26 protein-coding genes are annotated in these 25,273 nt (G+C 48.3%); 12 read left to right on the top strand and 14 right to left on the bottom strand.

The genetic code is table 11. The features are described 5' to 3' along the window. Window position 1: 1 nt before the first annotated feature. Window positions 2-682, bottom strand: coding sequence for an epoxyqueuosine reductase QueH (locus tag D0T92_RS06840; protein WP_151051416.1), 681 nt, complete (start codon window positions 680-682; stop codon window positions 2-4). Between the two features lie 264 nt (window positions 683-946). Between D0T92_RS06840 and D0T92_RS06835 the strand changes: the two genes are divergently transcribed. The 9 genes from D0T92_RS06835 to D0T92_RS06795 all read left to right on the top strand — a co-directional run bounded on the left by D0T92_RS06835 (window position 947) and on the right by D0T92_RS06795 (window position 12,151). After that, on the top strand, window positions 947-1,924 hold the full coding sequence (locus D0T92_RS06835) for a DNA polymerase III subunit delta' (RefSeq protein WP_151051414.1): 978 nt from the start codon (window positions 947-949) through the stop codon (window positions 1,922-1,924). A gap of 14 nt (window positions 1,925-1,938) precedes the next feature. After that, the gene (locus D0T92_RS06830; protein WP_151051412.1) at window positions 1,939-2,298 is read left to right on the top strand and encodes a PilZ domain-containing protein; all 360 of its coding nucleotides are present in this window, start codon (window positions 1,939-1,941) and stop codon (window positions 2,296-2,298) included. Between the two features lie 91 nt (window positions 2,299-2,389). Then, window positions 2,390-3,496 carry an A/G-specific adenine glycosylase gene (mutY, locus tag D0T92_RS06825; protein WP_151051410.1) on the top strand — a complete coding sequence of 369 codons (1,107 nt, stop codon included), beginning with the start codon at window positions 2,390-2,392 and terminating at the stop codon, window positions 3,494-3,496. A 491-nt stretch (window positions 3,497-3,987) separates the two neighbouring features. Next, on the top strand, window positions 3,988-6,657 hold the full coding sequence (aceE, locus tag D0T92_RS06820) for a pyruvate dehydrogenase (acetyl-transferring), homodimeric type (RefSeq protein WP_151051408.1): 2,670 nt from the start codon (window positions 3,988-3,990) through the stop codon (window positions 6,655-6,657). A gap of 93 nt (window positions 6,658-6,750) precedes the next feature. Beyond that, window positions 6,751-7,080, top strand: a complete 330-nt coding sequence (locus D0T92_RS06815; protein WP_151051406.1) for a DMT family transporter — start codon at window positions 6,751-6,753, stop codon at window positions 7,078-7,080. Window positions 7,081-7,142: 62 nt separating this feature from the next. Next, a complete protein-coding gene (gene aceF / locus D0T92_RS06810) occupies window positions 7,143-8,792 on the top strand; it encodes a dihydrolipoyllysine-residue acetyltransferase (protein WP_151051404.1) in 1,650 nt (549 codons plus the stop codon). Window positions 8,793-8,878: 86 nt separating this feature from the next. After that, window positions 8,879-10,675: a dihydrolipoyl dehydrogenase gene (gene lpdA / locus D0T92_RS06805; RefSeq protein ID WP_151051402.1), complete on the top strand. Its 1,797-nt coding sequence runs from the start codon at window positions 8,879-8,881 to the stop codon at window positions 10,673-10,675. A 246-nt stretch (window positions 10,676-10,921) separates the two neighbouring features. Further along, entirely contained in the window at window positions 10,922-11,185 is a 264-nt protein-coding gene (locus tag D0T92_RS06800) for a hypothetical protein (protein ID WP_151051400.1), read from the top strand. Window positions 11,186-11,377: 192 nt separating this feature from the next. Further along, window positions 11,378-12,151: a TatD family hydrolase gene (locus D0T92_RS06795; protein ID WP_151051398.1), complete on the top strand. Its 774-nt coding sequence runs from the start codon at window positions 11,378-11,380 to the stop codon at window positions 12,149-12,151. A 117-nt stretch (window positions 12,152-12,268) separates the two neighbouring features. On the opposite strand, the gene D0T92_RS06790 is transcribed toward D0T92_RS06795, so the two are convergent. The 13 genes from D0T92_RS06790 to D0T92_RS06730 all read right to left on the bottom strand — a co-directional run bounded on the left by D0T92_RS06790 (window position 12,269) and on the right by D0T92_RS06730 (window position 23,054). Then, window positions 12,269-12,523 carry a hypothetical protein gene (locus D0T92_RS06790; protein WP_151051396.1) on the bottom strand — a complete coding sequence of 85 codons (255 nt, stop codon included), beginning with the start codon at window positions 12,521-12,523 and terminating at the stop codon, window positions 12,269-12,271. A 272-nt stretch (window positions 12,524-12,795) separates the two neighbouring features. Next, complete coding sequence (locus D0T92_RS06785) at window positions 12,796-13,047, bottom strand: helix-turn-helix domain-containing protein (RefSeq protein WP_151051394.1); 252 nt, start codon at window positions 13,045-13,047, stop codon at window positions 12,796-12,798. A 179-nt stretch (window positions 13,048-13,226) separates the two neighbouring features. Beyond that, on the bottom strand, window positions 13,227-14,000 hold the full coding sequence (locus D0T92_RS06780; protein WP_263641705.1) for an IS3 family transposase: 774 nt from the start codon (window positions 13,998-14,000) through the stop codon (window positions 13,227-13,229). Between the two features lie 26 nt (window positions 14,001-14,026). Further along, window positions 14,027-14,374, bottom strand: a complete 348-nt coding sequence (locus D0T92_RS06775; protein ID WP_151049971.1) for a helix-turn-helix domain-containing protein — start codon at window positions 14,372-14,374, stop codon at window positions 14,027-14,029. Between the two features lie 96 nt (window positions 14,375-14,470). After that, window positions 14,471-14,890 (bottom strand): LapA family protein, encoded by a 420-nt coding sequence (locus D0T92_RS06770; RefSeq protein ID WP_151051392.1) that lies wholly within the window; start codon window positions 14,888-14,890, stop codon window positions 14,471-14,473. Between the two features lie 150 nt (window positions 14,891-15,040). Further along, window positions 15,041-16,042: a DNA polymerase III subunit delta gene (holA, locus tag D0T92_RS06765; protein WP_151051390.1), complete on the bottom strand. Its 1,002-nt coding sequence runs from the start codon at window positions 16,040-16,042 to the stop codon at window positions 15,041-15,043. Next, window positions 16,043-16,522, bottom strand: a complete 480-nt coding sequence (locus tag D0T92_RS06760) for an LPS-assembly lipoprotein LptE (protein ID WP_151051388.1) — start codon at window positions 16,520-16,522, stop codon at window positions 16,043-16,045. A gap of 134 nt (window positions 16,523-16,656) precedes the next feature. Continuing rightward, on the bottom strand, window positions 16,657-16,986 hold the full coding sequence (trxA, locus tag D0T92_RS06755; protein ID WP_151051387.1) for a thioredoxin TrxA: 330 nt from the start codon (window positions 16,984-16,986) through the stop codon (window positions 16,657-16,659). An 82-nt stretch (window positions 16,987-17,068) separates the two neighbouring features. Next, entirely contained in the window at window positions 17,069-18,610 is a 1,542-nt protein-coding gene (locus D0T92_RS06750) for an ABC transporter ATP-binding protein (RefSeq protein ID WP_151051385.1), read from the bottom strand. Window positions 18,611-18,615: 5 nt separating this feature from the next. Then, window positions 18,616-19,638 (bottom strand): ABC transporter permease, encoded by a 1,023-nt coding sequence (locus D0T92_RS06745; RefSeq protein ID WP_151051383.1) that lies wholly within the window; start codon window positions 19,636-19,638, stop codon window positions 18,616-18,618. 189 nt (window positions 19,639-19,827) lie between these two features. Beyond that, on the bottom strand, window positions 19,828-20,511 hold the full coding sequence (locus tag D0T92_RS06740; protein ID WP_151051381.1) for a TetR/AcrR family transcriptional regulator: 684 nt from the start codon (window positions 20,509-20,511) through the stop codon (window positions 19,828-19,830). 132 nt (window positions 20,512-20,643) lie between these two features. Beyond that, complete coding sequence (murB, locus tag D0T92_RS06735; RefSeq protein ID WP_151051379.1) at window positions 20,644-21,675, bottom strand: UDP-N-acetylmuramate dehydrogenase; 1,032 nt, start codon at window positions 21,673-21,675, stop codon at window positions 20,644-20,646. Beyond that, window positions 21,675-23,054, bottom strand: coding sequence for an MATE family efflux transporter (locus D0T92_RS06730; RefSeq protein WP_151051377.1), 1,380 nt, complete (start codon window positions 23,052-23,054; stop codon window positions 21,675-21,677). The genes murB and D0T92_RS06730 overlap by 1 nt, the downstream gene beginning before the upstream one ends. On the opposite strand from D0T92_RS06730, the gene D0T92_RS11385 reads away from it, so the two are divergent. Genes D0T92_RS11385 through bioC form a run of 3 tightly spaced genes read left to right on the top strand, consistent with a single transcriptional unit; the run spans window position 23,053 to window position 25,181 of the window. Continuing rightward, window positions 23,053-23,352 carry a hypothetical protein gene (locus D0T92_RS11385; protein WP_191963614.1) on the top strand — a complete coding sequence of 100 codons (300 nt, stop codon included), beginning with the start codon at window positions 23,053-23,055 and terminating at the stop codon, window positions 23,350-23,352. The genes D0T92_RS06730 and D0T92_RS11385 overlap by 2 nt on opposite strands. Then, on the top strand, window positions 23,246-24,403 hold the full coding sequence (gene bioF / locus D0T92_RS06725; RefSeq protein WP_151051375.1) for an 8-amino-7-oxononanoate synthase: 1,158 nt from the start codon (window positions 23,246-23,248) through the stop codon (window positions 24,401-24,403). Before D0T92_RS11385 ends, bioF begins: the two co-directional genes overlap by 107 nt. After that, window positions 24,393-25,181 (top strand): malonyl-ACP O-methyltransferase BioC, encoded by a 789-nt coding sequence (gene bioC, locus D0T92_RS06720; protein WP_151051373.1) that lies wholly within the window; start codon window positions 24,393-24,395, stop codon window positions 25,179-25,181. Before bioF ends, bioC begins: the two co-directional genes overlap by 11 nt. The last annotated feature ends 92 nt before the right edge of the window (window positions 25,182-25,273 follow it).

Genomic DNA, 25,273 nt, shown 5'->3' with positions numbered 1-25,273 from the left:
ATTATTTGGTCTCTTCGTCGCCATAATATTTCACTCCGATTTTTATCGGCGGACGGCCTTGTGATTTGCGGTGATGGTTGCTATCGCGTAACGAATAAGCGCAACCGCAATACTCCTGCTGATAGAAATGCTCGCGCTTGCTGATTTCAATCATACGCGCACTGCCGCCGCCTTTGCGCCAGTTATATTCCCAATAAGTCAGACCGGGGTATTTTTCTGCCGCACGCACGCCGCAATCATTGATTTGATTCATGTTTTTCCAGCGTGAAATACCGAGCGAACTGGTTATCACGGGGAAACCGTGTTCATGGGCATACAGCGCAGTACGCTCGAAGCGCATATCGAAACACATGGTACAGCGGCGACCGCGTTCCGGATCCATTTCCATACCTTTGGCGCGTTCGAACCAATTGTCCACATCGTAATCGGCATCGATAAAAGGAATACCGTGTTTTTTTGCAAAAGCGATATTTTCATTTTTGCGGATTTCGTATTCTTTTTTCGGATGGATATTCGGATTATAAAAATAAATCGTGAAATCAATACCGCTGGCCAACATCGCTTCCATCACTTCGCCCGAACAGGGGGCGCAGCATGAATGCAGCAGCACTTTCTTTTCACCGCCGGGCGGAATCAATTCGGGGCGGTCAATCGGCGTTACTTCAGGTTTTTGTTTATTCATATCTTTTAGCAGTGTGTTTTATCAATAGGCTTCAGACGGCCTTGAAGAATTATTCCTTCAGGCCGTCTGAAAATGTTCGATTAATTGGTTTATAATTCTAACAGAATCAGCCTTATGCCGTAAGGCGGCGATGATGTGTTTACGGCAAAAAAGCATAGAAATATTCATTTAACCCCCTATTCGATTTTATAAAACCGACTGGCAGCACAACATTTATATCTGCCGCAGGTATAATAAACATTTTTCTCCGCAGGCTTCGTTCCCATGATTTATCCGTGGCATCAAAACCAATGGCAGCAAATTGCCGCTCACCGGCAAAACCTGCCTAATGCCTGGCTGTTTACCGGCAAAGAAAATACCGGCAAAACAGCTTTCGCACGATATACCGCGCAGGCCTTATTGTGCGAACAGCCTGATGCCGACGGAAACCCTTGCGGCACCTGCCCGTCATGCCATTTGTTTGAGCAAAACAGCCATCCTGATTTTTACGAGTTAACACCGGAAATCCCCGAAGGCGAAGCTGTCGGCCGCAAACTGCTACAAATTAAAATCGATGCCGTTCGCGATGTAGTCGATAATATCCATTTAACTTCCGTACGCGGCGGCCGTCGTATTGTATTAGTTCATCCGGCCGAAAGCATGAACCTTCAAGCGGCCAACGGCATTTTGAAAGCATTGGAAGAGCCGCCTGAAAACGTTATCTTTTTATTGGTTACCCATGCCCGCGACAAGCTATTGCCGACCATTAAAAGCCGCTGCCGCCAAATGGTATTGCCGCCCCCTTCACACCAACAAGCGCTTGAATATCTGGAACAGCATCAAATAGAAAATGCCCGACCACTATTGGCTTTTCACGGTGGCGCCCCGCTTTTCGAACCGGAGCCTGATTTAGATGCATTACGCGAAAAACTACTCGCGTTGCTGGCTGCCCCACGCTTATTGGCTATACTCGATTACGCCGCGGAATTCGACAAACACAAACAACCATTGGCCGTTTTCCTCGATTGGCTACACAAATGGCTGCTTGATGTAGGCTTGGCGCAACAGCAACTACCACCACTCTACTACCCCGAACATGCCGCCGAACTAGCGCAAACGGGTGCGAAAACCACACCTGCATCATTATTTACCCTTACAGGCCGTCTGAACCGTTTAAGCCCTTACGGATATCACACCCTAAGTGTTAAAATGCAGCTCGAAGCCTTACTCACAGAATATCTTCAATTTTGGCAAAACAAATAAAAAGGGAAACATCTATGAACAACGCAAAAGACCACCTGCCCGGCAAAATGATGGCCTTGCAGTTAAAAGAAAAAGTTGCACTTTATAATAGCTATATGCCGTTTTTAGAACACGGCGGCCTTTTTGTGCCCACTGATGACTCTTTTTCATTGGGCGATGAAGTTTTACTGGCGTTAGAGCTCACCGACCATCCCGGTAAAAAATTCCTGCGCACCCAAGTGGTTTGGATTAACCCTGCCCGCACTTCGGCGCAACGCCCCAAAGGCGTAGGCTTGGCATTCAGCGATGATGAAATCTGTATTCAAACTAAAAATCTGATTGAAGCCGAGTTAGGTAACAATATACGCAGCGACCGCGCAACGTTTACCATGTAGCCCCTGATTCACTATCCAACGCTATTTCAAATATCGATGCCGTCTGAAAACCTTTTCAGACGGCATCTGCCAACCAAGCGAACGCCAATTCATGACCACATCAAGCTTTGCCGAACGCCTCATCACATGGCAAAAACAACACGGCCGCCACCATCTGCCTTGGCAGGTCGGGCAGCCTTATAATGTTTGGCTTTCCGAAATCATGTTGCAACAAACCCAAGTAGCGACCGTATCGGATTATTATCCCCGTTTTATCGCCCGTTTTCCGACCGTTGCCAGCCTTGCCGAAGCCGATCAGGACGAAGTATTGAATTTGTGGGCAGGTTTGGGCTACTACAGCCGCGCGCGCAACCTACATAAAGCTGCCAAACAAATCATGGATGAATTCGGCGGTGACTTTCCGCAAAGCCGCAGCGAACTGGAAAAATTATGCGGTGTTGGCAGAAGTACGGCAGCCGCTATTGCCGCCTTTGCTTTCCAACAGCGGGAAACCATACTCGACGGCAATGTCAAACGGGTTCTCTGCCGCATTTTCGCCCGCGACGGCAACCCTGCCGATAAAAAATTTGAGAACAGCTTATGGGCGTTGGCTGAAAGCCTACTGCCGCAAAAAAACGAACACATGCCAGCCTATACGCAAGGTTTAATGGATCTTGGCGCTACCGTATGCAAACGCAGCAAGCCCTTGTGCAGCCAATGCCCGATGGCTGATATTTGTGAAGCTAAAGCACAAGACCGTATTGCAGAACTGCCGCGTAAAAAGTCTGCACCCGAAGTCAAGACACTGCCGCTTTACTGGTTAGTGATACGCCGCCAAAACGGCGCCCTATGGCTGGAAAAACGTCCGCAAAAAGGCATTTGGGGCGGCTTATATTGCGTACCCTGTTTCGAGCACCTCAACGATCTTTATCACTATGCATCCTTGTTTTCAGTATTGCCAGAAAACCTTGAAGAATCTCCGGCCATCACCCACCGCCTTACTCACCGTTTATTAATGATTACCCCTTTTTCAGCAATGCTCGAAACGAGTACCCCAACTCAAACCATTTCAGACGGCCTTTGGGTGGCACCTGAAGACTTAGTGCAATACGGACTCCCCCAACCTTTACAAATTTTTTTACAACACAATTCATCCGACTTTATTGCGACAAAAGAAAACAAACCCGTCAAACAAACAAAACGAAAATTCATGAAATAAAATCTGATAAAACATTATGTACCGATTTATGTAATATTTTCGTAAACCCAAACTAATTTAATATTCGTACAACCAAAGCCGTCTGAAATAATTTTACATTTCTTACTTATTTTCAATTTTGTTTTAACTTGAACATAAAAAGAAAATAAATCTATTAATAATTAAAAATTATTTTCTATATAGAAAAATTAATGTTGGATATATATAAAAATATTTAAAAAAGCATACAGCATATCATTTGCCAGCAATCTGTTTTACTGATACGATTTCATCCTGACAAAAGTATATGCAGGTATATTTTTAAGCTGTTAAAAACCCCCGAAAATATGCATGTATAGATACTTTTATTAATGCTTTGAATCTTAAGAAATTAAGTGTTGTAATCATGTTATCGGGCGGAGCCTTACTATATCACCCGATAAGTTTCATAACCGAAAATGAATAAGCCGTCTGAAAGGCTGATTCGCAAATACTCAACAGAAGGGATAAATATGTCGACCCAAATGCAAGACGTTGATCCGATTGAAACCCAGGAATGGTTGGACGCATTAAGCTCCGTATTGGAAACCGAAGGCGAAACCCGGGCTCACTACCTATTGGAACAACTGGTTAAATATACCCGCCGCCGTGGCGTTCATATGCCGTTTGATGCCACTACTGCCTACTTGAATACGATTCCTGTAGGAAAAGAACAAAAGTCACCCGGTAATCACGAATTAGAACACCGTATCCGTTCGATTATCCGTTGGAATGCAGCCGCTATGGTACTGCGTGCCGGCAAAAAAAATCTCGAATTGGGCGGACACATTGCCTCTTTCCAATCCGCTGCCACTTTATATGATGTCGGCTTCAACCACTTCTGGAAAGCCAAAGGCGATGGCGAAGAAGGCGATATGATCTTTATCCAAGGTCACTCTTCCCCTGGTATTTATGCCCGTGCTTTCGTAGAAGGCCGCCTTTCAGAACAGCAACTTGACAACTTCCGTCAAGAAGTAAACGGTGACGGTTTATCTTCCTACCCCCACCCTCACCTGATGCCTGAATTCTGGCAATTCCCAACCGTATCTATGGGCTTGGGCCCGTTGATGGCGATTTATCAAGCCCGCTTCCTGAAATATCTGGAGTCACGCGGTTTGAGCAAAACCAAAGGCCGTAAAGTATGGGTATTCTGCGGCGACGGCGAAATGGACGAACCGGAAAGCCAAGGCGCTATTTCATTGGCCGCCCGCGAAGGTTTGGATAACCTGATTTTCGTGATCAACTGTAACCTGCAACGTTTGGACGGCCCTGTGCGCGGTAACGGCAAAGTCATTCAAGAATTGGAAGGCAACTTCCGCGGTGCCGGTTGGAATGTATTGAAAGTTATCTGGGGCAGCCGTTGGGATGCTTTATTGGCGCGCGATACCGACAATGCCCTCAAAGCCCGTATGGCGGAATGTTTGGATGGTGACTACCAAACCTACAAATCAAAAGACGGTGCTTATGTACGTGAACACTTCTTCAACACCCCCGAATTGAAAGCCATGGTTGCCAATATGTCCGATGATGAAATCTGGGCATTAAACCGTGGTGGTCACGACCCGCACAAAGTTTATGCTGCCTACCACGAAGCTGTAACCAATCCTGACGGCCGTCCTACTGTGATTCTGGCCAAAACCATTAAAGGTTACGGCATGGGCTCTTCAGGCGAAGGTCAAAACGTTGCCCACCAAGCCAAAAAAATGGATGTGGAATCACTGAAAAAATTCCGTACCCGTTTCGGTATTCCTGTAAGCGACGAACAAATTGAAAGCGGCGATCTGCCTTACTACCGCTTCCCTGAAGACAGTGAAGAGATGAAATATCTGCGCGACCGCCGCAATGCATTGGGTGGTTACCTGCCGCAACGTAATCCAAACACCGAAGCACTGCCGATTCCGCCATTAGAAACATTCGATGCGCAGCTTCAATCCAGTGGCGAGCGTGAATTCTCTACCACAATGGCATTCGTGCGCATCCTTTCTACTTTGATGAAAGACAAACAAATCGGCAAACGTATCGTACCGATCGTACCTGATGAAAGCCGTACTTTCGGTATGGAAGGTATGTTCCGTCAATACGGTATTTGGAACCCGAAAGGCCAACAATACACCCCGCAAGATAAAGACCAACTGATGTTCTATAAAGAGTCTATCGACGGTCAAATGTTGCAAGAAGGTATTAATGAGCCGGGCGCGATGGCCGACTGGATTGCAGCTGCTACCAGCTATGCCAACAACCGCTATGCCATGATTCCGTTCTACATTTACTACTCAATGTTCGGTTTCCAACGTGTCGGCGACCTGGCTTGGGCAGCTGGCGATATGCACGCCCGCGGCTTCCTGTTGGGCGGTACTGCCGGACGCACCACCCTTAACGGCGAAGGTTTACAACACGAAGACGGCCATAGCCATGTTCAAGCCGATTTGATCCCGAACTGCTTGTCTTACGATCCGACTTTCCAATATGAATTGGCTGTAATTATTCAAGACGGTTTGCGCCGTATGTATGTAGAGCAAGAAGATGTGTTCTACTACCTGACCGTGATGAACGAAAACTATGCCCACCCTGCCATGCCGCAACGCGAAGGCATTGAAGAAGAAATTCTGAAAGGCATGTATTTGTTCCGCGAAGGTGCGAAGAGCGATAAGAAAGTACAGCTGATGGGTTCGGGCGTTATCTTGAATGAAGTGATCAAAGCAGCCGACATGCTGAAAGCCGACTTCGGCGTGGAAGCAGATGTTTGGTCTGTACCTTCTTTCAACCTGTTGTACCGCGATGCTGTTGAAATCGACCGCTACAATCGCTTACATCCGATGGAAGCCGACAAGCTACCGTTTGTTGCACAACAATTACAAGGTCGCGAAGGTCCGGTAATTGCTTCTACCGATTATGTACGCAACTTTGCCGACCGTATTCACGCTTATGTACCAAACGAATACCACGTTCTGGGTACCGATGGTTTCGGCCGCAGTGATTCACGTGCCAACCTGCGCGACTTCTTCGAAGTAGACAGCCGCCATGTTGCCGTTGCCGCACTGAGCGCACTGGCCAACCAAGGCAAGATTGAGAAAGTAGTTGTACAACAAGCTATTGAAAAATACGGTATTAAAACTGATACCGCGCCGAGCTGGAAGCGTTAATTGAGCCAACAGGCCGTCTGAAAACAATATTCTTGGTTTCAGACGGCCTACCGGGCAATAAAACAATCAGCCGAATATAAACACATCAGCAATATGACCTTAAATTGGATTTACCTGATAACCGCCGGACTCTTAGAAATAGGTTGGCCTATCGGTTTGAAACTCGCACAAACCGGAAGCGTTCGATGGCCGGGTATTACGATGGCTATTGTATGTATGGCAATGAGTGGTTTTTGTCTGTATCTGGCACAAAAAAGCATACCGATGGGTACGGCTTATGCAGTATGGACAGGGATCGGTGCAGTAGGTGCATTTATCGTAGGCATATTGTTTTATGGAGATCCCACAACGTTTAGCCGATGGTTAGGCGCTATGCTGATTATTTCAGGCGTGGTTGTTCTCAAAATAAGCTCGGGCCATTAAACATTTCAGACGGCCTGTAACCGTATTTTCAAAATGAACTGTCTCATAAAAGGAATAACTCAATGAGCATTGTAGAAATCAAAGTACCCGATATCGGTGGTCACGAAAACGTAGATGTGATTGCCGTAGAAGTCAAAGCCGGCGATACCATCGCCGTTGACGACACCCTAATTACCTTGGAAACCGATAAAGCCACTATGGACGTTCCGGCTGATGCCGCCGGCGTGGTGAAAGAAGTTAAAGTAAATGTGGGCGACAAAGTTTCAGAAGGCAACGTTATCGTATTGGTTGAAGCTGCCGGAGCCGAAGCTTCTGCCGCGCCCGCCGAAACCGCTGCGCCTGCTGAAAAAGCAGCCGAACCAGCCCCTGCTGCAGCCGCACCTGCCGCAGGCGGTGCCACTGTTAAAGTGGAAGTACCGGATATCGGCGGCCACGAAGGTGTTGATGTGATTGCCGTAGAAATCAAAGAAGGCGATACCGTTGCTTTAGACGACACCCTGATTACTTTAGAAACCGATAAAGCCACTATGGACGTACCCAGCACAGCTGCCGGTGTAGTGAAAGCGGTTTATATCAAAGTGGGCGACAAAGTCTCTCAAGGTACGCAAATTATCGAAGTGGAAACAGCCGGTGGCGCAGCTGCCCCTGCGCCTGCCCAACAAGAAGCACCTAAAGCAGAGTCCGCACCCAAAGCCGAAGCACCTGCTGCTCCGGCCGCCGCTCCTGCTAAAACCGAAAGTGCACCTGTTGCCGCATTTGGTAACACCCCTGTAAACGAAGCCGCATTTGCCAAAGCCCATGCCGGTCCTTCTGCCCGTAAACTGGCACGCGAATTGGGTGTTGACTTGAGCTTGGTAAAAGGTACCGGTGCGAAAGGCCGTATTGTCGGTGAAGACATTAAAGCCTTTGTGAAAGCTGCTATGCAAGGTGGCGCCGGTAAAGGAGCGCCTGCTGCTGCAACCGCTTCTCTTGGTGGTGGTTTGGATCTGTTGCCATGGCCGAAAATCGATTTCAGCAAATTTGGTGAAATCGAAGTTAAAGAGCTTTCCCGCATTAAGAAAATTTCCGGTCAAAACTTGTCTCGTAACTGGGTGATGATTCCCCATGTTACCGTGAACGAAGAAGCCGACATGACCGACTTGGAAACATTCCGTAAACAGCTGAATAAAGAGTGGGAGCGCGAAGGTCTGAAACTGTCTCCACTGGCGTTCATTATTAAAGCCTCTGTTTCCGCACTAAAAGCCTTCCCGGAATTCAATTCTTCGCTTGATGGCGACAATTTGATTCTGAAAAAATACTACAACATCGGCTTTGCGGCCGACACGCCTAACGGCTTGGTTGTACCGGTGATTAAAGATGTCGATAAAAAAGGCTTGAAAGAAATTTCACAAGAGTTGACTGAGTTGAGCAAAAAAGCCCGCGAAGGCAAACTCAAACCGCAAGAAATGCAAGGCGCATGCTTTACCATTTCCAGCCTCGGCGGTATCGGTGGCACCAGCTTCACGCCGATTGTGAACGCACCGGAAGTCGCTATCTTGGGCGTGTGCAAATCACAAATGAAACCTGTTTGGAACGGTTCTTCTTTCGAACCGCGCCTGATGTGCCCGTTGAGCCTGTCGTTTGACCACCGCGTTATCGACGGTGCCGCAGGTATGCGCTTTACCGTTTATCTGGCGAACCTGTTGAAAGACTTCCGCCGCGTAATACTGTAAGGCTTTTCAGACGGCCTGATAATCAAGGCCGTCTGAAAATACACAATAAGCAGAGCAGCTTAGCTGCTTGAGAGAAAGGTTTGACAATGAGCTTGATTGAACTCAAAGTTCCCGATATCGGCGGTCATGAAAATGTAGACATTATTGCCGTCGAAATCAAAGCCGGCGACACTGTTGCCGTTGAAGATACCCTGATTACTTTGGAAACCGACAAAGCCACTATGGATGTACCCGCAGAAGCAGCCGGTGTGGTAAAAGAAGTTAAAGTAAAAGTGGGTGATAAAATTTCAGAAGGCGGTGTGATTGCGGTTATCGAAGCCGAAGGTGCCGCAGCAGAAGCGCCTAAAGCCGAAGAGCCGGCAGCCGCACCGAAACAAGAAGCTGCCCCAGCAGCCGCCGCGCCCGCTCCGCAAGCGGCTCAATTCTCCGGTTCTGCCGATGCAGAATACGATGTGGTTGTATTGGGCGGCGGCCCCGGCGGTTATTCCGCTGCTTTTGCCGCAGCCGACCAAGGCTTGAAAACAGCCATTATCGAGCAATACAACACCTTGGGCGGCGTCTGCCTAAACGTGGGTTGTATTCCTTCTAAAGCATTGTTGCACAATGCCGCTGTGATTGACGAAGTGAAACATCTTGCCGCCAACGGTATCAAATACCCTGCTCCGGAAATCGATATCGATATGCTGCGCACTTATAAAGAAAAAGTGATCGGCAAATTAACCGGCGGCTTAGCCGGTATGGCTAAAGCCCGCAAAGTGGATGTGATTCAAGGCCGTGGCGAATTTGTTTCCGCCAACCATATCGAAGTGGCGCTAACCGAATCTTCACAATACGAACAAGCCACCGAAACCGGTTCTAAAAAAACCGTTGCCTTCAAAAATGCCATTATTGCAGTCGGCAGCCGCGTGGTAAATCTGCCGTTTATTCCGGAAGACCCCCGTATTGTCGACAGTACCGGCGCGCTTGAATTAAGCAAAGTACCAGAAAAAATGCTGATTATCGGCGGTGGTATTATCGGTTTAGAAATGGGTACGGTATACAGCACTTTAGGCGCCCGTTTAGATGTTGTGGAAATGTTGGACGGCCTGATGCAAGGCGCAGATCGCGACTTGGTTAAAGTGTGGGAAAAAATGAACGCCCACCGCTTCGACAATATTATGACCGAAACCAAAACCGTTGCCGTTGAAGCCAAAGAAGACGGTATTTATGTGACTTTCGAAGGCAAAAAAGCCCCCGCAGAGCCACAACGTTACGATTTGGTATTGGTTGCCGCAGGCCGTGCGCCGAATGGCAAACTATGCGGCGCCGACAAAGCAGGCGTTGCCGTCACCGAACGCGGCTTTATCGAAGTGGATAAACAACAACGTACGAATGTGACGCACATTTATGCCATCGGCGATGTGGTCGGCCAACCGATGTTGGCACACAAAGCCGTACACGAAGGACACGTTGCCGCCGAAAACTGCGCCGGACACAAAGCCTACTTTGATGCCCGCGTGATTCCGGGTGTGGCCTATACCGACCCTGAAGTAGCATGGGTGGGCGTTACCGAAGAAATCGCCAAACGCGACGGTATCAAAATCACCAAATCGGTATTCCCTTGGGCAGCCAGCGGCCGCGCCATTGCCAACGGACGTGACGAAGGTTTCACCAAGTTGATTTTCGACGCCGAAACCGGCCATATTATTGGCGGCGGTATTGTTGGTACTCATGCCGGCGATATGATTGGCGAAGTCTGCTTGGCAATTGAAATGGGTTGCGATGCCGAAGACATCGGTAAAACCATCCATCCTCACCCGACCTTAGGCGAAAGCATCGGTATGAGTGCAGAAGTAGCATTGGGTGTATGTACCGACTTGCCACCGCAACGTAAGAAAAAATAATATTATTTAATATCTAAATTAAATCAATATTATATAGGCCGTCTGAAAGATTTCAGACGGCTTTTTATATGGTTATTTTCATAGCGGCTTAAGATTTCCCATTGAGAAATGAAAGTTAAATAAAATTAGTATTTATCAATTATTGGTTGTTTTATACAATACACACATCAACAAAGCAGACAACAAATTTTAAATATTGTCTGACATATTAACCAATACAAAGCACATATTAAAAGGATCACCATCATGAAAAAAACCGTACTTACTTTCGCCGCTTTAGCTACTCTTGCCGCTTCTTTCGCTTCTGCTAAAGGCGCCCATATGCCTAAATATGACCATGCTAACGACTCAGGCCCGATTCCGGGTTTACAAGAAGTTCATTATGAGGGCATGAGACGTGCAGCTAAAAATGATGATCGTGTTAAATTTATTGCACCCCGCGGCGAAACTTCCGACGCAGTTTTCCAATACCACTACAATCATTTAGGCCGTACTGAAAGACGTAATTAATAGATGATTAAATATTGATTCAAAACAGGCTGTCTGAAATTATTCAGACAGCCTGTTTTGTCATTACTTTTAGAGAATCAAATAGAAATACGCATCTGCTTCAATCATAAACTAAGCTGCTTTTCGATTATTGACTATATGATTTTTACGATAAAATAGAACTTATAGCCGAAAACCAAAAACTATTACAACATGCTCAAACTCACCGATACCCATTGCCACCTTGCCGATCCGGCATTCAGCAATCAATTGCCTGATATATTAAAAGCCGCCCAAGCTCAAGGGGTGCACCGCTTTATTGTGCCGGCAACCTGTTCGGATGATTTTCAAGCAGTGATTGCACTAGACGAAATACCATCGGTACATATTGCTTTAGGCATTCACCCTTGGTTTGCCGAAGCGGCATCCGAGCAAGATTTCCATCACTTGGCATCGCTGCTGAAACAATATCCGCAAGCATGGGTTGGTGAAATCGGATTGGATTTTTATGATAAGGAACAAACGCCTGAGCAACATGAAAAACAAATCGACTGTTTTTGCCACCAATTGGTATTGGCCGAACGTTTGCGCCGCCCTGTGATTATGCATAATTTGAAAGCAACTTCGGCCATTGTTGAAGCAGTAAAAAAAAGCCGATTTACCCAAGGTGGTATTGCCCATGCCTTTTCAGGTAGCCTGGAAGAAGCGCAATTATTAATTAAAAATGGTTTTAAAATCGGCATTGGTTCGTTACTCCTCAACCCTACCGCTAAAAAAGCCCGCCAAGCAGCGCAAAATCTGCCGTTAAAAGATATGGTTTTAGAAACAGACAGCCCGTTTATGCTGAAAAACACAGTGAACACACCAGCTAATGTACGAAAAATTGCAGAAATAATGGCACAATTGCGACATATCAGCCTTGAAGAAGTGGCAGCGGTAACCGAGCAGAATATTGAAACATTATTGGCAACGGTTTCATCCATTTAAGCTGCTTCTTGACTATTTAACACAGGCTTTGCCATTTAAGCTTTCCGGAAAATAATAAGCCGCCTGAAATAATTCAGACGGCTTATTATCTTTTAAGGAATATTGATTGAAAATCTATTAACGTCTTTCAGTTCTGCCTAAGAATTGATAACCGTTGTCTACGGCAACTTCTGTGCTGCCGGGAAAGCTGAATTTGATGCTGTCATCGTTTTTATCGGCACGTTTCATACCTTCGTATTGAACAGCTTGCAAACCAACAATTTCACCTGAATTATTGGCATGATTATAAGCCGGCAAATGAGCACCACGGGCAGAAGCAAAAGAAGTGGCTAAAGTAGCTAAAGCGGCGAAAGTAAGCATTGTTTTTTTCATGATAATTGTCCTTATGATGTATTTTTAATTTAGTTTGATAGTTAGGAAAAAGTTTTAAACTACTGTCTGCTTTGTTGATGTGCGTATTGTATGGAACGACTGTATTTTGATAAATACCAATTTTATTTAATATTCGTTTCCTAATAGGAAATCTTAAAACCACTATTAAAATGACAATATAAAAGGCCGTTTGAAAGATAATATTATGTTTCAGAGACTATTTAATATGTATTTTTAATATTACAGATTAACACAATTATGCCAATTTACTTTCAGTCTAATCTTTTAGATTCTATTTGTAGTTGCTTACTTAACTCTTGTACTAATTCCATTGCTTTATCTATTTGGCCTTCAAGATCACCTATTTTTTTTTGATAAGTAACTTCCTTAATCCACTGACTAATGACCGATTGTGATGTATTAAACACTTGAGCTATGCTTGATTGAGTAGCTCCAAATTCATAAGACAATACATATGCTGCTATTTTTGCTTGTTGTTTAGATGCTTTTCCATTATAAGCCATGATAAATCCCATCAGATAAAATATCGAATAATTTATTCGATATTTTATCTATTTTTAATTCAATGTCAAGGCACCTCTAATATTTTTCATAAATAAAAAACCAATATGGAAACACAATATGAAAGGCCGTCTGAAAGATTGATCTGACCCCCAAATCTTGGACAAACATAAAAGCCTTTTCAGGCTGCCTTTTCGAGCTGGGTTCTGTATGCCACAGGACTCAGCTTTTTCAATTTCAAACTACATCTGTCATGATTGTAGTATCGTATATAGTCATCTATTGTCTGCATCAGCTCTGTTGTCGAAACTTTGCCTTCCTGATAAAAGCATTCCGTCTTCAGTATCGCAAAGAAGCTTTCCATCGGTGCATTGTCCCAACAATTGCCTTTACGCGACATACTTTTCACTATGCCGTGTTCTGCCAACGTGCGGCGGTAGGCTTCCGTACGGTACAGCACACCTTGATCGGAATGCAGCAGCACTTTATCTGCCTTTGTCAGTTTGCAGACCGCATCATTCAGCATTCTTTCCACCATCTCGCTGTTCGGGCGGCGGCTCATCGCATAAGCGACGATTTCGCGGTTAAATACATCCAATATCGGTGACAGATACAGTTTGCCATTGCTGCACTTGAATTCGGTGGCATCCGTCAGCCATTTCTCATTGGGCTTTTGCGCCTCAAAGCGGCGGTTCAGAATATTATCCGACGGTTCGCCCATTGCCGGATGGCGGTAGGCTTTTTTCGGACGCACTTTGGCTTTCAATTGCAACAGTTTCATCAAACGGATAACCTTTTTCTTATTCCATGACAAAGTGGCGGCAATCCGCCTGTATCCGTAACGCCCTTGATGGCGGGCATAAACTTCGGCAACGGCGGCTTTGTCCTGTTCGTCCGGGTCGGGACGGCCGTGGTGGTAATAAAAGCTGCTTTTGGGCAGTGCAGCACTGTGCAGCAGGTATTTAAGCGGATGTTTTGCCCTCAGTGCTTGGACGGCTTCGCTTTTTTGGCGACCGCTTCTTTCTGCCTGAGGGCTTTTAATTCCTTTAGATAGTCGTTCTCCGCCCGCATATAGCGCAACTCTTCGATTAGTTCCGCCTGTGTTTTTTCGTGGTCGGGTTTATCGACGATAAAGGGGTTTTTGCGTTTGATGATCATAATGGCCTGCGGATGCTCAAGTGCGCGGATGCCGCCTTGGTTGTATGCGGCTATCCAACGGCGTAAATGGGTACGGGAAATATTAAAGTGATCGGCAGTACGCTGTTGGCTGCGTACGCGCTGATAATATTGCACGGCTTGGTATTTAAAGTCTAATGTATATTTGCTCATAAGAAAACTGCACCTTAATGGGTTGGAGGAGTGTCCAACTTTTGGGGTGCAGTTCAAGATTTCAGACGGCCTGATATTTAATATATTGAATATGTTTTAACGGTGCGGTTTACGCTGGCCTTTCATATATTGTTGCGCCATTTGGTTCATTTCTTGACGCGTCGGGCGTTTTTTCATCATCGCATGCGCTTCTTCTACCGAGCATTTTTGTGATACGCAAAGAATGGTTATCACATCTTTTTGCGCCTGCCCGCCGCTGTGATACATACGGCGCAGGTTGGCTTCATTGACTTTGCCTTTTTCGGGGTCGATATCGAATTTTTTCAAACGCTCTAGAAATTGGCGTTGTTGGCGGCGTGACGACCAAATCAGGCCGCCGATCACACCGGCCATCACAGCAACGGCAATCAGGATAGCCAGCGGCCATGAGTCGGTAAACAATACAAGAATCAGGCTCAAAACGGCGGTTGCCAATATTGCCAACCCGGCTAATTTGAGTTTGGTTTTATTATCCATACGGTGATGTTCCTAAGATATAACGGTTTTATTGTAGGCCGTCTGAAAGCGTTTTCAGACGGCCTGAAATTTTTCGCTATGCGAAAATCAAATAAGGTTAAGAAGCTTAATTATAGCGTAAATTAATCTGTTCGGCCTATGGTATACGCTTTAAGCGGCCAAGCCCATAACCAAATGCTTAAACTCCGCCCAAGCATTGCCGTCTTCCGCGCCTTTAATCATGCGGTCGATACGGGCGCATTCTTGAAGTGCGGCAATCAGGCGGTTGATGCTGATGCGTTTGACTGCCTGCGGTGCCAGTGTTTGCTTATCGCCCCACAAACGCAAACTGTTGCGCACGGCCTGAACGCTCTGCCCCTGTTTTAAAGCGGCGGTTAAGCGGATAAGCGTGCGGATGTCTTCAGCTAAGGCCCACAATAATAAAACGGGCTCTTCTCCGCCGGCTTCCAAGCCTTCCAACAGGCGGCCTGCACGGGCACTGTCGCCACTCATCCATGCGCCTGCCAATTGAAACACGTCAAAACGTGCCACATTGGCAACAGCCGCTTCGGCATCGGCCAGATTTACCAAATGGCCGGCCGGATACAATAAGGCCAGTTTGTCGATTTCCTGTTTGGCCGCCAATAAATTGCCTTCGACCCGGTCGGAAAACAAAGCCAGTGCATCGTGTTCGATATTCAGGTTTAATGCATTCAGACGGCCTCTTATCCATTCGGGTAAAGCCGCGCCGGTGATGGCTTTGGCTTCTAAAACCACACCGTGTTGCGCCAGTGCGGTAAACCATTTGGCTTTAAGCTGGGTGCGTTCGAGTTTGGGCAGCATCACAATCACAACGGTATCCTCCGGCAGCCGCTCGGCCAAGGTTTGCAAAGCATCCCCGCCCTGTTTACCCGGCTTGCCGTTTGGAATATGCACTTCAAGCAGTTTGAGATCGGCAAACAACCCGATACTGCCCGCCGATTGCAATAACTCGTTCCAATCAAACGCATTATCGGCGGTATAGACTTCGCGATTGAGATAGCCCTGCTTTTTCGCCGCCGCCCGCAAAGTATCCAATGCTTCGATTCTGAGCAGGTCTTCTTCTCCGTGTATCACATACAGCGGTTTTAACGGTAAATCGGGCGAAAGCTCGCCGATACGCATCACAGGCATTTATTGGGCTTTCAGAAACATCAGACGTTGAACAATCTGATCGGCCGCATCGGCACGCATTTCCGACCAAATCGTGGCTTCTTCTTCCTGTTTGCCCAATACTTCACTGTCGGCAAAATCCATTTTGCGTTCAACCACCACCTGAATCGGTGCGCCAAACGCTTTGCCGTCTACCGCAGCCTGTGCTTCCACGCGCAAGATGAGCAAAAATTCATTAATGTCTGCCGCGCGGGTGATGGTATAGATATCGCGACGGGTTTGCAGATCGGTAATCATAATCGCCGCCTGCGCATCCGAAGGAGACACTCTACGGCCGTCGGCACGCAATAAGGCTTTTTCCAACGGCAACTGCATGCTTTCTACGCCGCCGATATACCAAGATTGATAAGGCAGCGTGCCCAATAAGTTATTGTTGCCTTTTAAATGAAAACCGCAGGCGGTCAGCATCAGTGCGGCAACGGTAATAAGGATTTTTTTCATAAATGTATCTTTCCTTGGATACAGGACAGGCTGCGATTATAGCCCATGCAGGCAAATGATGGAAAAGGCCGTCTGAATTTTTTCAGACGGCCTTTGAAGACAACAACCCTATTTATGGGCAGATAGTCTGTTTGTTAGATAGAAGCATTTACAAAGGCAACCAATTGACCTTTGGCTAACGCACCCACTTTAGTAGCAACATTTTCGCCGTTTTTGAATACCATCAGCGTGGGGATACCGCGTACACCGAATTGTGCCGGGATTTGTTCGTTTTCATCAACGTTGATTTTTACCACTTTCAGACGGCCTTCAAACTCGGCGGCTACTTCGTCTAAAACGGGGGCAATCATTTTACAAGGGCCGCACCATGGTGCCCAAAAGTCCAATAATACGGGAACATCCGATTTCAAAACGTCTTGTTCGAAAGTGCTGTCGGTAGCATGTACAATTAAATCGCTGCTCATGTTTTTTCCTTAGAGTGATTTGTTAAACCGAAACCATTTGGTTGCGTGATACTTAACAGCATAGGGGCTGGCAGATAAAATTTCAAGGGTTGTAATAAGACAATAGCTTTTGTGTATAGTCTGCATCAGGTTTTTCAAACACGGCTTCCAATACGCCCTGCTCGACCACATGCCCGTCTTTCAACACCATCACCCGATGCGACAATGCACGGATAACGGCCAAATCATGGCTGATAATGATTAAACTCAAACCGTATTTTTTCTGCAAATCGGCCAGCAATTCCAAAATCTGCTGCTGTCGCTGCACATCTAAAGCACTGGTCGGTTCATCGAGCACCAACACTTTCGGGCGCACGATAATGGCGCGGGCAATCGCCAGCCGCTGCCGTTGCCCGCCCGAAAAAGCATGAGGGTAGCGATCAAGAATATCATCGGGCAGGCCGACCTGTTGCAACACGGCAACCACACGTTCGCGCATGGCTTGGCGGCCGATTTCCGGCTCGTGCACCCGCAAGGCTTCCGAAACAATATCAAACACGTTCATACGCGGGTTAAACGCACCGAACGGGTCTTGAAACACCATTTGGATTTCTTTGCGCAACAGCGGCTGCCACTCCTGCCCGTTGATTTTCAGACGGCCTTCCGAACGCATTAAGCGCATAACCGCTTTGGCCAATGTGGTTTTGCCGCTGCCGCTCTCGCCGATAATACCCAAAGTTTCGCCCGCCTTTAAATCGAATGACAGCGGATGCAACAATACTTTACTGCGCTTTTTCAACCACCCCGCCCGCTCGCTAACGGCCACACTGATACGGTCGGCTTCCAATACCGTTTCCGCCTGTTCCGCCAACGGCTGCACCTGCCGAACCGCACCCGCGTTCAACAGCATTTTGGTGTATTCGTGTTGCGGATTGGTAAATACTGTTTCGGTAACGCCCTGCTCGACAATACGCCCGTTTTGCATCACGGCGATATCGTCAGCAAAACGGCGCACCAAATTCAAATCATGGCTGATATACACCAAAGTCATATTATGGGCGGCTTGCAAACGGGCAAGCAAATCCAAAATTTGCGCCTGCACCGCCATATCGAGCGCGGTTGTCGGCTCGTCGGCAATCAATAGCTTAGGCTCGGCCGCCACTGCCATCGCAATCATCGCCCGCTGCCGCTGTCCGCCGGAAAGCTGAAACGGAAAAGCAAATATCTTTTCTTCGGGGTCGCGGATACCGGTTTCCGCCAATAAAGCCACCGCCCTTTCCCATGCCTGCTTGGCCGGCAAACCCAGATGCAGCGTTAATACTTCGGCAATCTGTTTGCCGACCCGCATCACCGGATTTAAAGCCGTCATCGGTTCTTGAAAAACCATACCGATTTCGCGCCCGCGCAGCTTCTGCAATTGGCGCGGGGATTTATCCAACAGGTTTTCCCCGTTGAATTTCAGACGGCCTGTAAACGATACGGCCGGATTCAGGCGCATAATACCTTGTGCCAACACGGTTTTGCCGCTGCCGCTTTCACCCACAATCGCCAATTTTCGGCCTGTTTTTACGTTGAGGTTAATGTCGTGCAAGACTTTGTTACCGGGAAACGCAGCGTTTAGGTTTTCGATTTCGAGAATATTCATATCATTTAACTCCGCGCCCGAACATCAAACGCATAGCGCAAACCCTCGCCAATCATCACCAATAACAACAACATCACCGTCAGCGTACCGACGGCCGACAAGCCTATCCACCATGCATCCAGATTGTCTTTGCCCTGCGCCAAAAGCTCGCCCAAGCTTGCCTGCGATGCGGGCACGCCCAAGCCGAGAAAATCCAAGCTGGTTAACGCCAGCACCGCGCCGGAAATACGGAACGGCAGAAACGCCAATACCGGCGTTAGGCTGTTGGGCAGAATATGCCGCCACATAATCGTGCGGTTGCCCACGCCCATGCTTTTTGCCGCCAGCACATAATCGGCTTGGCGGTTTTTCAAAAACTCGGCGCGGACATAATCAGAAAGCCCCATCCAGCCGAACAGCGTCAGCAACACCAGCAATATCAGCAGACCGGGATTAAAAAACGAAGACAAAATAATCAGCAGGTAAAGTTCGGGCAGGCCGCCCCAGATTTCCAAAAAACGCTGCATCACCAAATCGACCTTGCCGCCGAAATAGCCCTGCACGGCACCGGCCAAAACACCGATAACGGTGGTAATGGCAGTGAGTGCCAGTGCAAACAGCAGCGAATCGCGAAAACCGTACACCAAGCGCGCCAAAACATCGCGGCCGCGGTCGTCGGTGCCGAGCAGATGGCGTTCGGAAGGTTTGGCCGGATCGGGGTCGGTATCAAAATCGTTGAGGGTATTGGCGGCATAAGGATTAGGCAGATAAACCGCCTGATTGCCGTTGGATGTGATATTGCTTTTAATCAACGGGTCGAGATAATCGGCTGGCGTTTCAAAATCGCCGCCGAATACGGTTTCGTTATAGGTGTGCACCAGCGGAAAATAATATTGCCCCTGATAACGCACCCATAAGGGTTTGTCGTTGCTCCATAAAGGCGCAAGCACGGCCAGAACGAATAAAACAATCAACAGGCGCCATGCCAGCCAGCCGCGTTTGTGCCGTTTGAATGCCTGCCATGCGTTTTGGGAAAAATTGGAATGCATAGGGAATACGCAGTTTTATAAAAGTGGTCGCAAGCATAACGTTTTTATCGCTTTATGACTATACCGTTTTATACGGAAATCAAAACGCAGGTGCTATGGATAAAGCCGGCATAGTGCCGGCTTTGCTCAGGATGGGCGGATATTGTTTCAGACGGCCTTACCCTACCGCATAATTTTCACCATCCCGTTTTATTCTGATTCGGCCGTTTTTTTGAGTATACGGCTCGATTCCGCCAATAATTTGTTCATCGTACTATCAAATTCATCCAAATATTCTTTACGCAGATAAGGCCGCAACAGGCTGAGGGTGCGTTGGATACCGCGTACTTTCGAATCTTCGGTGAGCTTGGCGCGGCCGTGTATCGAGCCGTCGAAATCAAACCAGTATTTGGTAATCACCCACATATTCAAAGCCAAATCGTTCATGGCGATTTCATCGGCCTGCATAATGCCCAAACTATTTAAACGGGCAAGTAGGTTCACCAATAACGGCGACACTTTGGCTTGGGTAAAATTATTGTGTTCGCCCAAAAGCTCGGCACTTCTGGCCAGCAGGGTGTTCACATCGTTAAACAAAAAGCGGTAACGCCACATAATATCGTAAACGCCCGACATATAATCTATAGCATCGCACACACCGGCGGGCAGCTTGGCATCATGCAGATAACTCAGCAAATCTTCGCTATAACGTTTGAAAAGCTGCACGATAATTTCGTCTTTATTGCGGAAATGATAATAAAGATTGCCGGGGCTGATGTTTAAATGCGCTGCAATGTGGTTGGTGCTGGTATTGCGTTCGCCTTCTTCGTTAAACAGCACCAAGGCGGCATCGATAATACGTGTGTATGTGCTCTGTTTGTTTTCTTTAACCATGGTACAGATCCTTTTTCATGCCGGAAAACCGAATGCGGCTTTTCGATATAATCATGATAAAAATATTCACATCATACAATATACCGTTTATTCAGACGGCCTGAAACCGGATGATGTAAAAAATAAGTGGGTTCAGAAATTTTCCGGCAGCCAATTGGGTTCGGTATCCAATACAACGCCGAATTTTTCGCTAACCGTATGGCGGATATAGCGTGCCAACGCATCCACATCTTCGGCGGTTGCCTGATGTTTGTTAACCAAAACCAAAGCCTGTTTGTCGTGCACTGCCGCACCGCCGATACAATGGCCTTTCAGACGGCATTGGTCGATTAACCAGCCGGCAGCCAGTTTAACCGAACCGTCTGTCTGCCGATAATGCGGCATATCCGGATAGACAGATAACAAACGCTCCGCCTCCTCGGCGGCCACCACCGGATTTTTAAAAAAACTACCGGCGTTGCCCAACACTTTCGGGTCGGGCAGTTTACCGGAACGGATGGTGCACACGGCATCGGAAACATCTTGCGCAGTAGCCTGCCTGCCTGCGCATTTTTCTGCCAGCATCACCGCCAAATCGCCATAGCCTGCATTGGCGGTAAACTGCTCTTTCAATGCAAAAACCACCGAAACAATCACATAACGCCCTTTGCCCTGCTGCTTAAACAGGCTTTCGCGATAGGCAAAATGGCAATCGGCATTACTCAGCGTGATAAACGTTGAAGTATCCAAATCAAAACAGCGCACGCGCTCAATCACATCTTTCACTTCTACGCCGTATGCGCCGATATTCTGTACCGGCGAGGCGCCGACCGTTCCCGGAATCAGGCTCAGGTTTTCCAAGCCGCTCAAGCCCATAGACAAGGTTTTCAAAACGAAATCGTGCCAAGTTTCACCGGCTTGCGCTTCTATATAAACGATGCCGTCTGAACGGGAAAGTTCATCTATCCCTTTGTTTTGAATGTGAACCACCAAGCCGTCATAATCTTTCATCAGCAAAATATTGCTGCCGCCGCCCAGCCAAAGCACGCTGTTGCGGTTGAATTCTGGCAGTTTCACCAATTCGGGCAACTCGCCGGCATCGGCCAACACCACAAAATCACGCGCACGGGCTTTCAGGCCGAACGTATTCAAGGGGGTTAAATCCACATTATGCAAAACCTGCATTACAACATCCTTTTTCGTAGTGCAAACGAACGGCTGTATTTTTCCAAATACCACACCAAACAAACAGCGGCAAACGTGAGCGAGAAGATTAGCGCCGTCCAAAAACCATAAATACCCATATCGGCATGGAAAGCCAACAGATAACCCGGCACCAAACCTATGCCCCAGAAAGCCATCGCATGAATCAACATCGGCACCCTTGTTAATTTATAACCACGCAATGCATAAGAAGCCACGCATTGGGTTGAATCTGCCAACTGGAAAACGGCGGCAAACAGCAATACCGTTGCCGCAATCGTTAAGACATGCGCATCGTCTGTATACATACCCGCCAAGCTGTCGCGGAAAAAAACCAATGTCAACGCCGTGATAACAGCCAATATCAAACCCATTACCAACGATACGCCCGCAATATAGCGCGCCCGTACATATTCCCTACGCCCGATAGTCTGCCCCACCCGCACCGTACCCGATGCACCGACACTTTGCGGAATCATATAAATCACACTGGTCAGACTGATCACCACCTGCTGCGCCGCCACATAATCCTCACCCAAACGTGCCACCAAAAAAACGATTAAAGAAAACAGACTCACTTCAAGAAAAAAAGACAACCCGATAGGCACACCGAGCGACCAAATCTGCCTGAGTGTTTCGACATTAGGACGGTCGAATTTATCCATCAACCCGAACGGTTTAAAATATTTTTGCTTGGCCACATAAAGCCATAAAGCAGTCGCATTAAACCAAAACACTATTGCCGTCGCGACACCGCAACCGGCACCGCCCAAAGCCGGCATACCGAATTTGCCATACACAAACGCATAATTCAGCGGCACGTTTAAGAAAAGGGCGGCAAAACTCACCAACATAATCAGCCGCGGTTTATTCAAGCTTGATGCATACGCATGCAGCGCACGGTGTATCATCGCCGCCGGCATCGCCAAACCGGTGAAAACCATATACAGCGCCATCATGTCTTTAATATCGTTATCGAGCGACAAATAAAGTTTAAACGGCCATATTGCCAACCACATCAGCAGCATACCGATAATCCCCAGCATCAGGCCAAACCAAATACCCTGCCGCCCCATTTCGCCGACTTCCTGCTTTTTCCCTGCACCGAAAAGTTGGGCGATAATCGGGTTTAAAGCCGTCATCACGCCGAGAAACGTCACATAGATAATCACAAACGCACTACTGCCCAGTGCCACCGCGGCCAAATCGCTTTTACCGGCACCGCCTGCCATCACCGTATCCACGAAGCTGACCCCCACCTGCGCCACCTGCGCCAACAGCATCGGCATCGCCAAAACCGCCAATTTGCGTGCTTCTTTTATAAATACCGGAAAAGCATAACGGTTTAAATCAAAAAGCATGAATGCTCCAAAAATTTCAGACGGCCTGTTTCTGTGCAGAACAACCGTATCCGCCCGTTTCGCCGTCATATATCAAAACCCGATAGTGTATCAAAAAACTGCCGTGGTAGTCAGTGCGAAAACGGCCAATATGTTTGACAGGCCGTCTGAAAGCATAGACACTTTAGCGCTTTACGCCCCGCAGCCAAGATATGAACTGGAACACCCGCCTGCAAGCCGCATTAGACAAAAAAACCGCGCAATCGGCCTACCGCCGCCGCACCGCCCGCCGCGCAGACACTCTGCCGCCTTATATTGAAAGCGGCGGCGTGCGCTATCTGAATTTTGCCGGCAACGACTATCTCGGCCTCAGCCGCGACCCCGACGTGATTGCCGCATGGCAGCAGGCATTGGCGCAATACGGCACCGGCAGCGGCGGCTCGCCTTTGGTAACAGGTTATACCGACGTACACCAAGCCTTAGAACATCAATTGGCCGACTGGCTCGGCTACGAATCCGCGCTGCTTTTCCCCAGCGGCTATGCCGCCAATCAGGCCGTTTTATTGGGCTTGCTGCAAAAAGACGATATTTTATTGGCCGACAAACTCTGCCATGCCTCCATGCAGGAAGCGGCCATGCTCGGCGCCGCCCGCTACCGCCGTTTCCCCCACAACCGCTACGACTTTCTCGAAAAACAATTAAACGACCACCCCGAAAGTGCCATCCTCATTGCCAGCGAAGGCGTATTCAGCATGGACGGCGACAAAGCCGATATAGGCCGTCTGAAAACCTTAAGCGAACAATACGGCGCATGGCTGCTGATTGACGACGCCCACGGCATCGGCATACTCGGCGAAGAAGGCCGCGGCAGTGCGGCGGCCGTCGGCGTTCGCCCCGATATTTTGGTGGTCACCTTCGGCAAGGCGGTCGGGCTGATGGGCGCGGCGGTTTTATGCAGCCAAACCGTTGCCGAATACCTCACCCAAACCGCCCGCCACCTGATTTACAGTACCGCTTTCCCACCCGCACAAGCCGCCGCCCTTGCCGCCGCATTGAAGCGCATCCGCCATGCCGATGACTTACGCGCCAAATTGCGGCACAATATCCGCCGTTTTCAGACGGCCTTGACTCAGGCAGGATTGGCCGATTATTTAATGCCGTCTGAAACCGCCATCCAACCCTTTGTAGGCGGCAGCAACGAGCGCGCCTTATCCGTATCGGCCGAACTGCGCCGTAACGGGCTGTATGTACCCGCTATCCGCCCGCCTACCGTACCCGCCGGCAGCGCACGCTTACGGATTACGCTCACCGCCGCCCATGAAGATACCCATATCGACACCTTGGTAAAAGGCTTGCAAGATGCCGTCTGAAACCTTACACAAACAACACATCGCCCGCGCATTCAGCCAAGCTGCTGCAAGCTACGACAACGCCGCCGTACTGCAACAACACAGCGGCCTGCGCCTGCTGCGCCTGCTCGAACAACAGTTTTCAGACGGCCTCGATAACCGCACCATACTCGATATCGGCGCGGGCAGCGGTTGGACGAGTCAGCAAATCCGCCGTTCCGGCGGCACAGTGTGGGCGCTCGATTTGGCCGAAGGCATGTTGCGCCATATCGCACAACACCAACGCGCCGACGCCTGTATCCTTGCCGACGCCGAAAACCTGCCGCTGGCCGACCACAGCGTCGATGCCTGTTTCAGCAATCTCGCCGTACAATGGTGCGACCTCGACCAAGCCGCCGCCGAAATGCAACGGGTTATCCGAAAAAACGGCACCGCTGCCGTCGCCACCCTCGGCCACGGCAGCCTGCACCAACTCAAAACCGCATGGCAGTCGGTCGGGCAACCCGCCCCCGTGAACCCGTTTCTCACTGAAAGTGAAATTCAGACGGCCTTTCAAGCCTTTGCCGATGTGCAGATACACACCGAAACCTACACCCAAACCTTTCCCACTCTCGAATCGCTGCTGCGAAGCCTGAAAAACATCGGTGCCAACCATGTCTTGCAACGCGGCAACAAGGGCCTAACCGGAAAACAAAGCTGGCAGCGTTTTCAGACGGCCTACGAACCCATGCGCGACCCAAACGGCATGCTGCCACTGGATTATAAAATAGTTTATATTGTCGCGACCGGACACCGCTAAAGCCTTCCGATAGCAGAATCATTGTGCCGTCATTGTTCTCACCGGTATTTACCGCTACAATCCCCTAACTATAAAAACGTTTCAGGAACCGC

It is taken from the genome of Neisseria zalophi, from assembly GCF_008807015.1.
In the GTDB taxonomy this organism is placed as follows: Bacteria; Pseudomonadota; Gammaproteobacteria; order Burkholderiales; family Neisseriaceae; genus Neisseria; species Neisseria zalophi.
The sequence above is the reverse complement of the archived record's forward strand: the minus strand, read 5'-3'. Positions and strand labels throughout refer to the sequence as shown.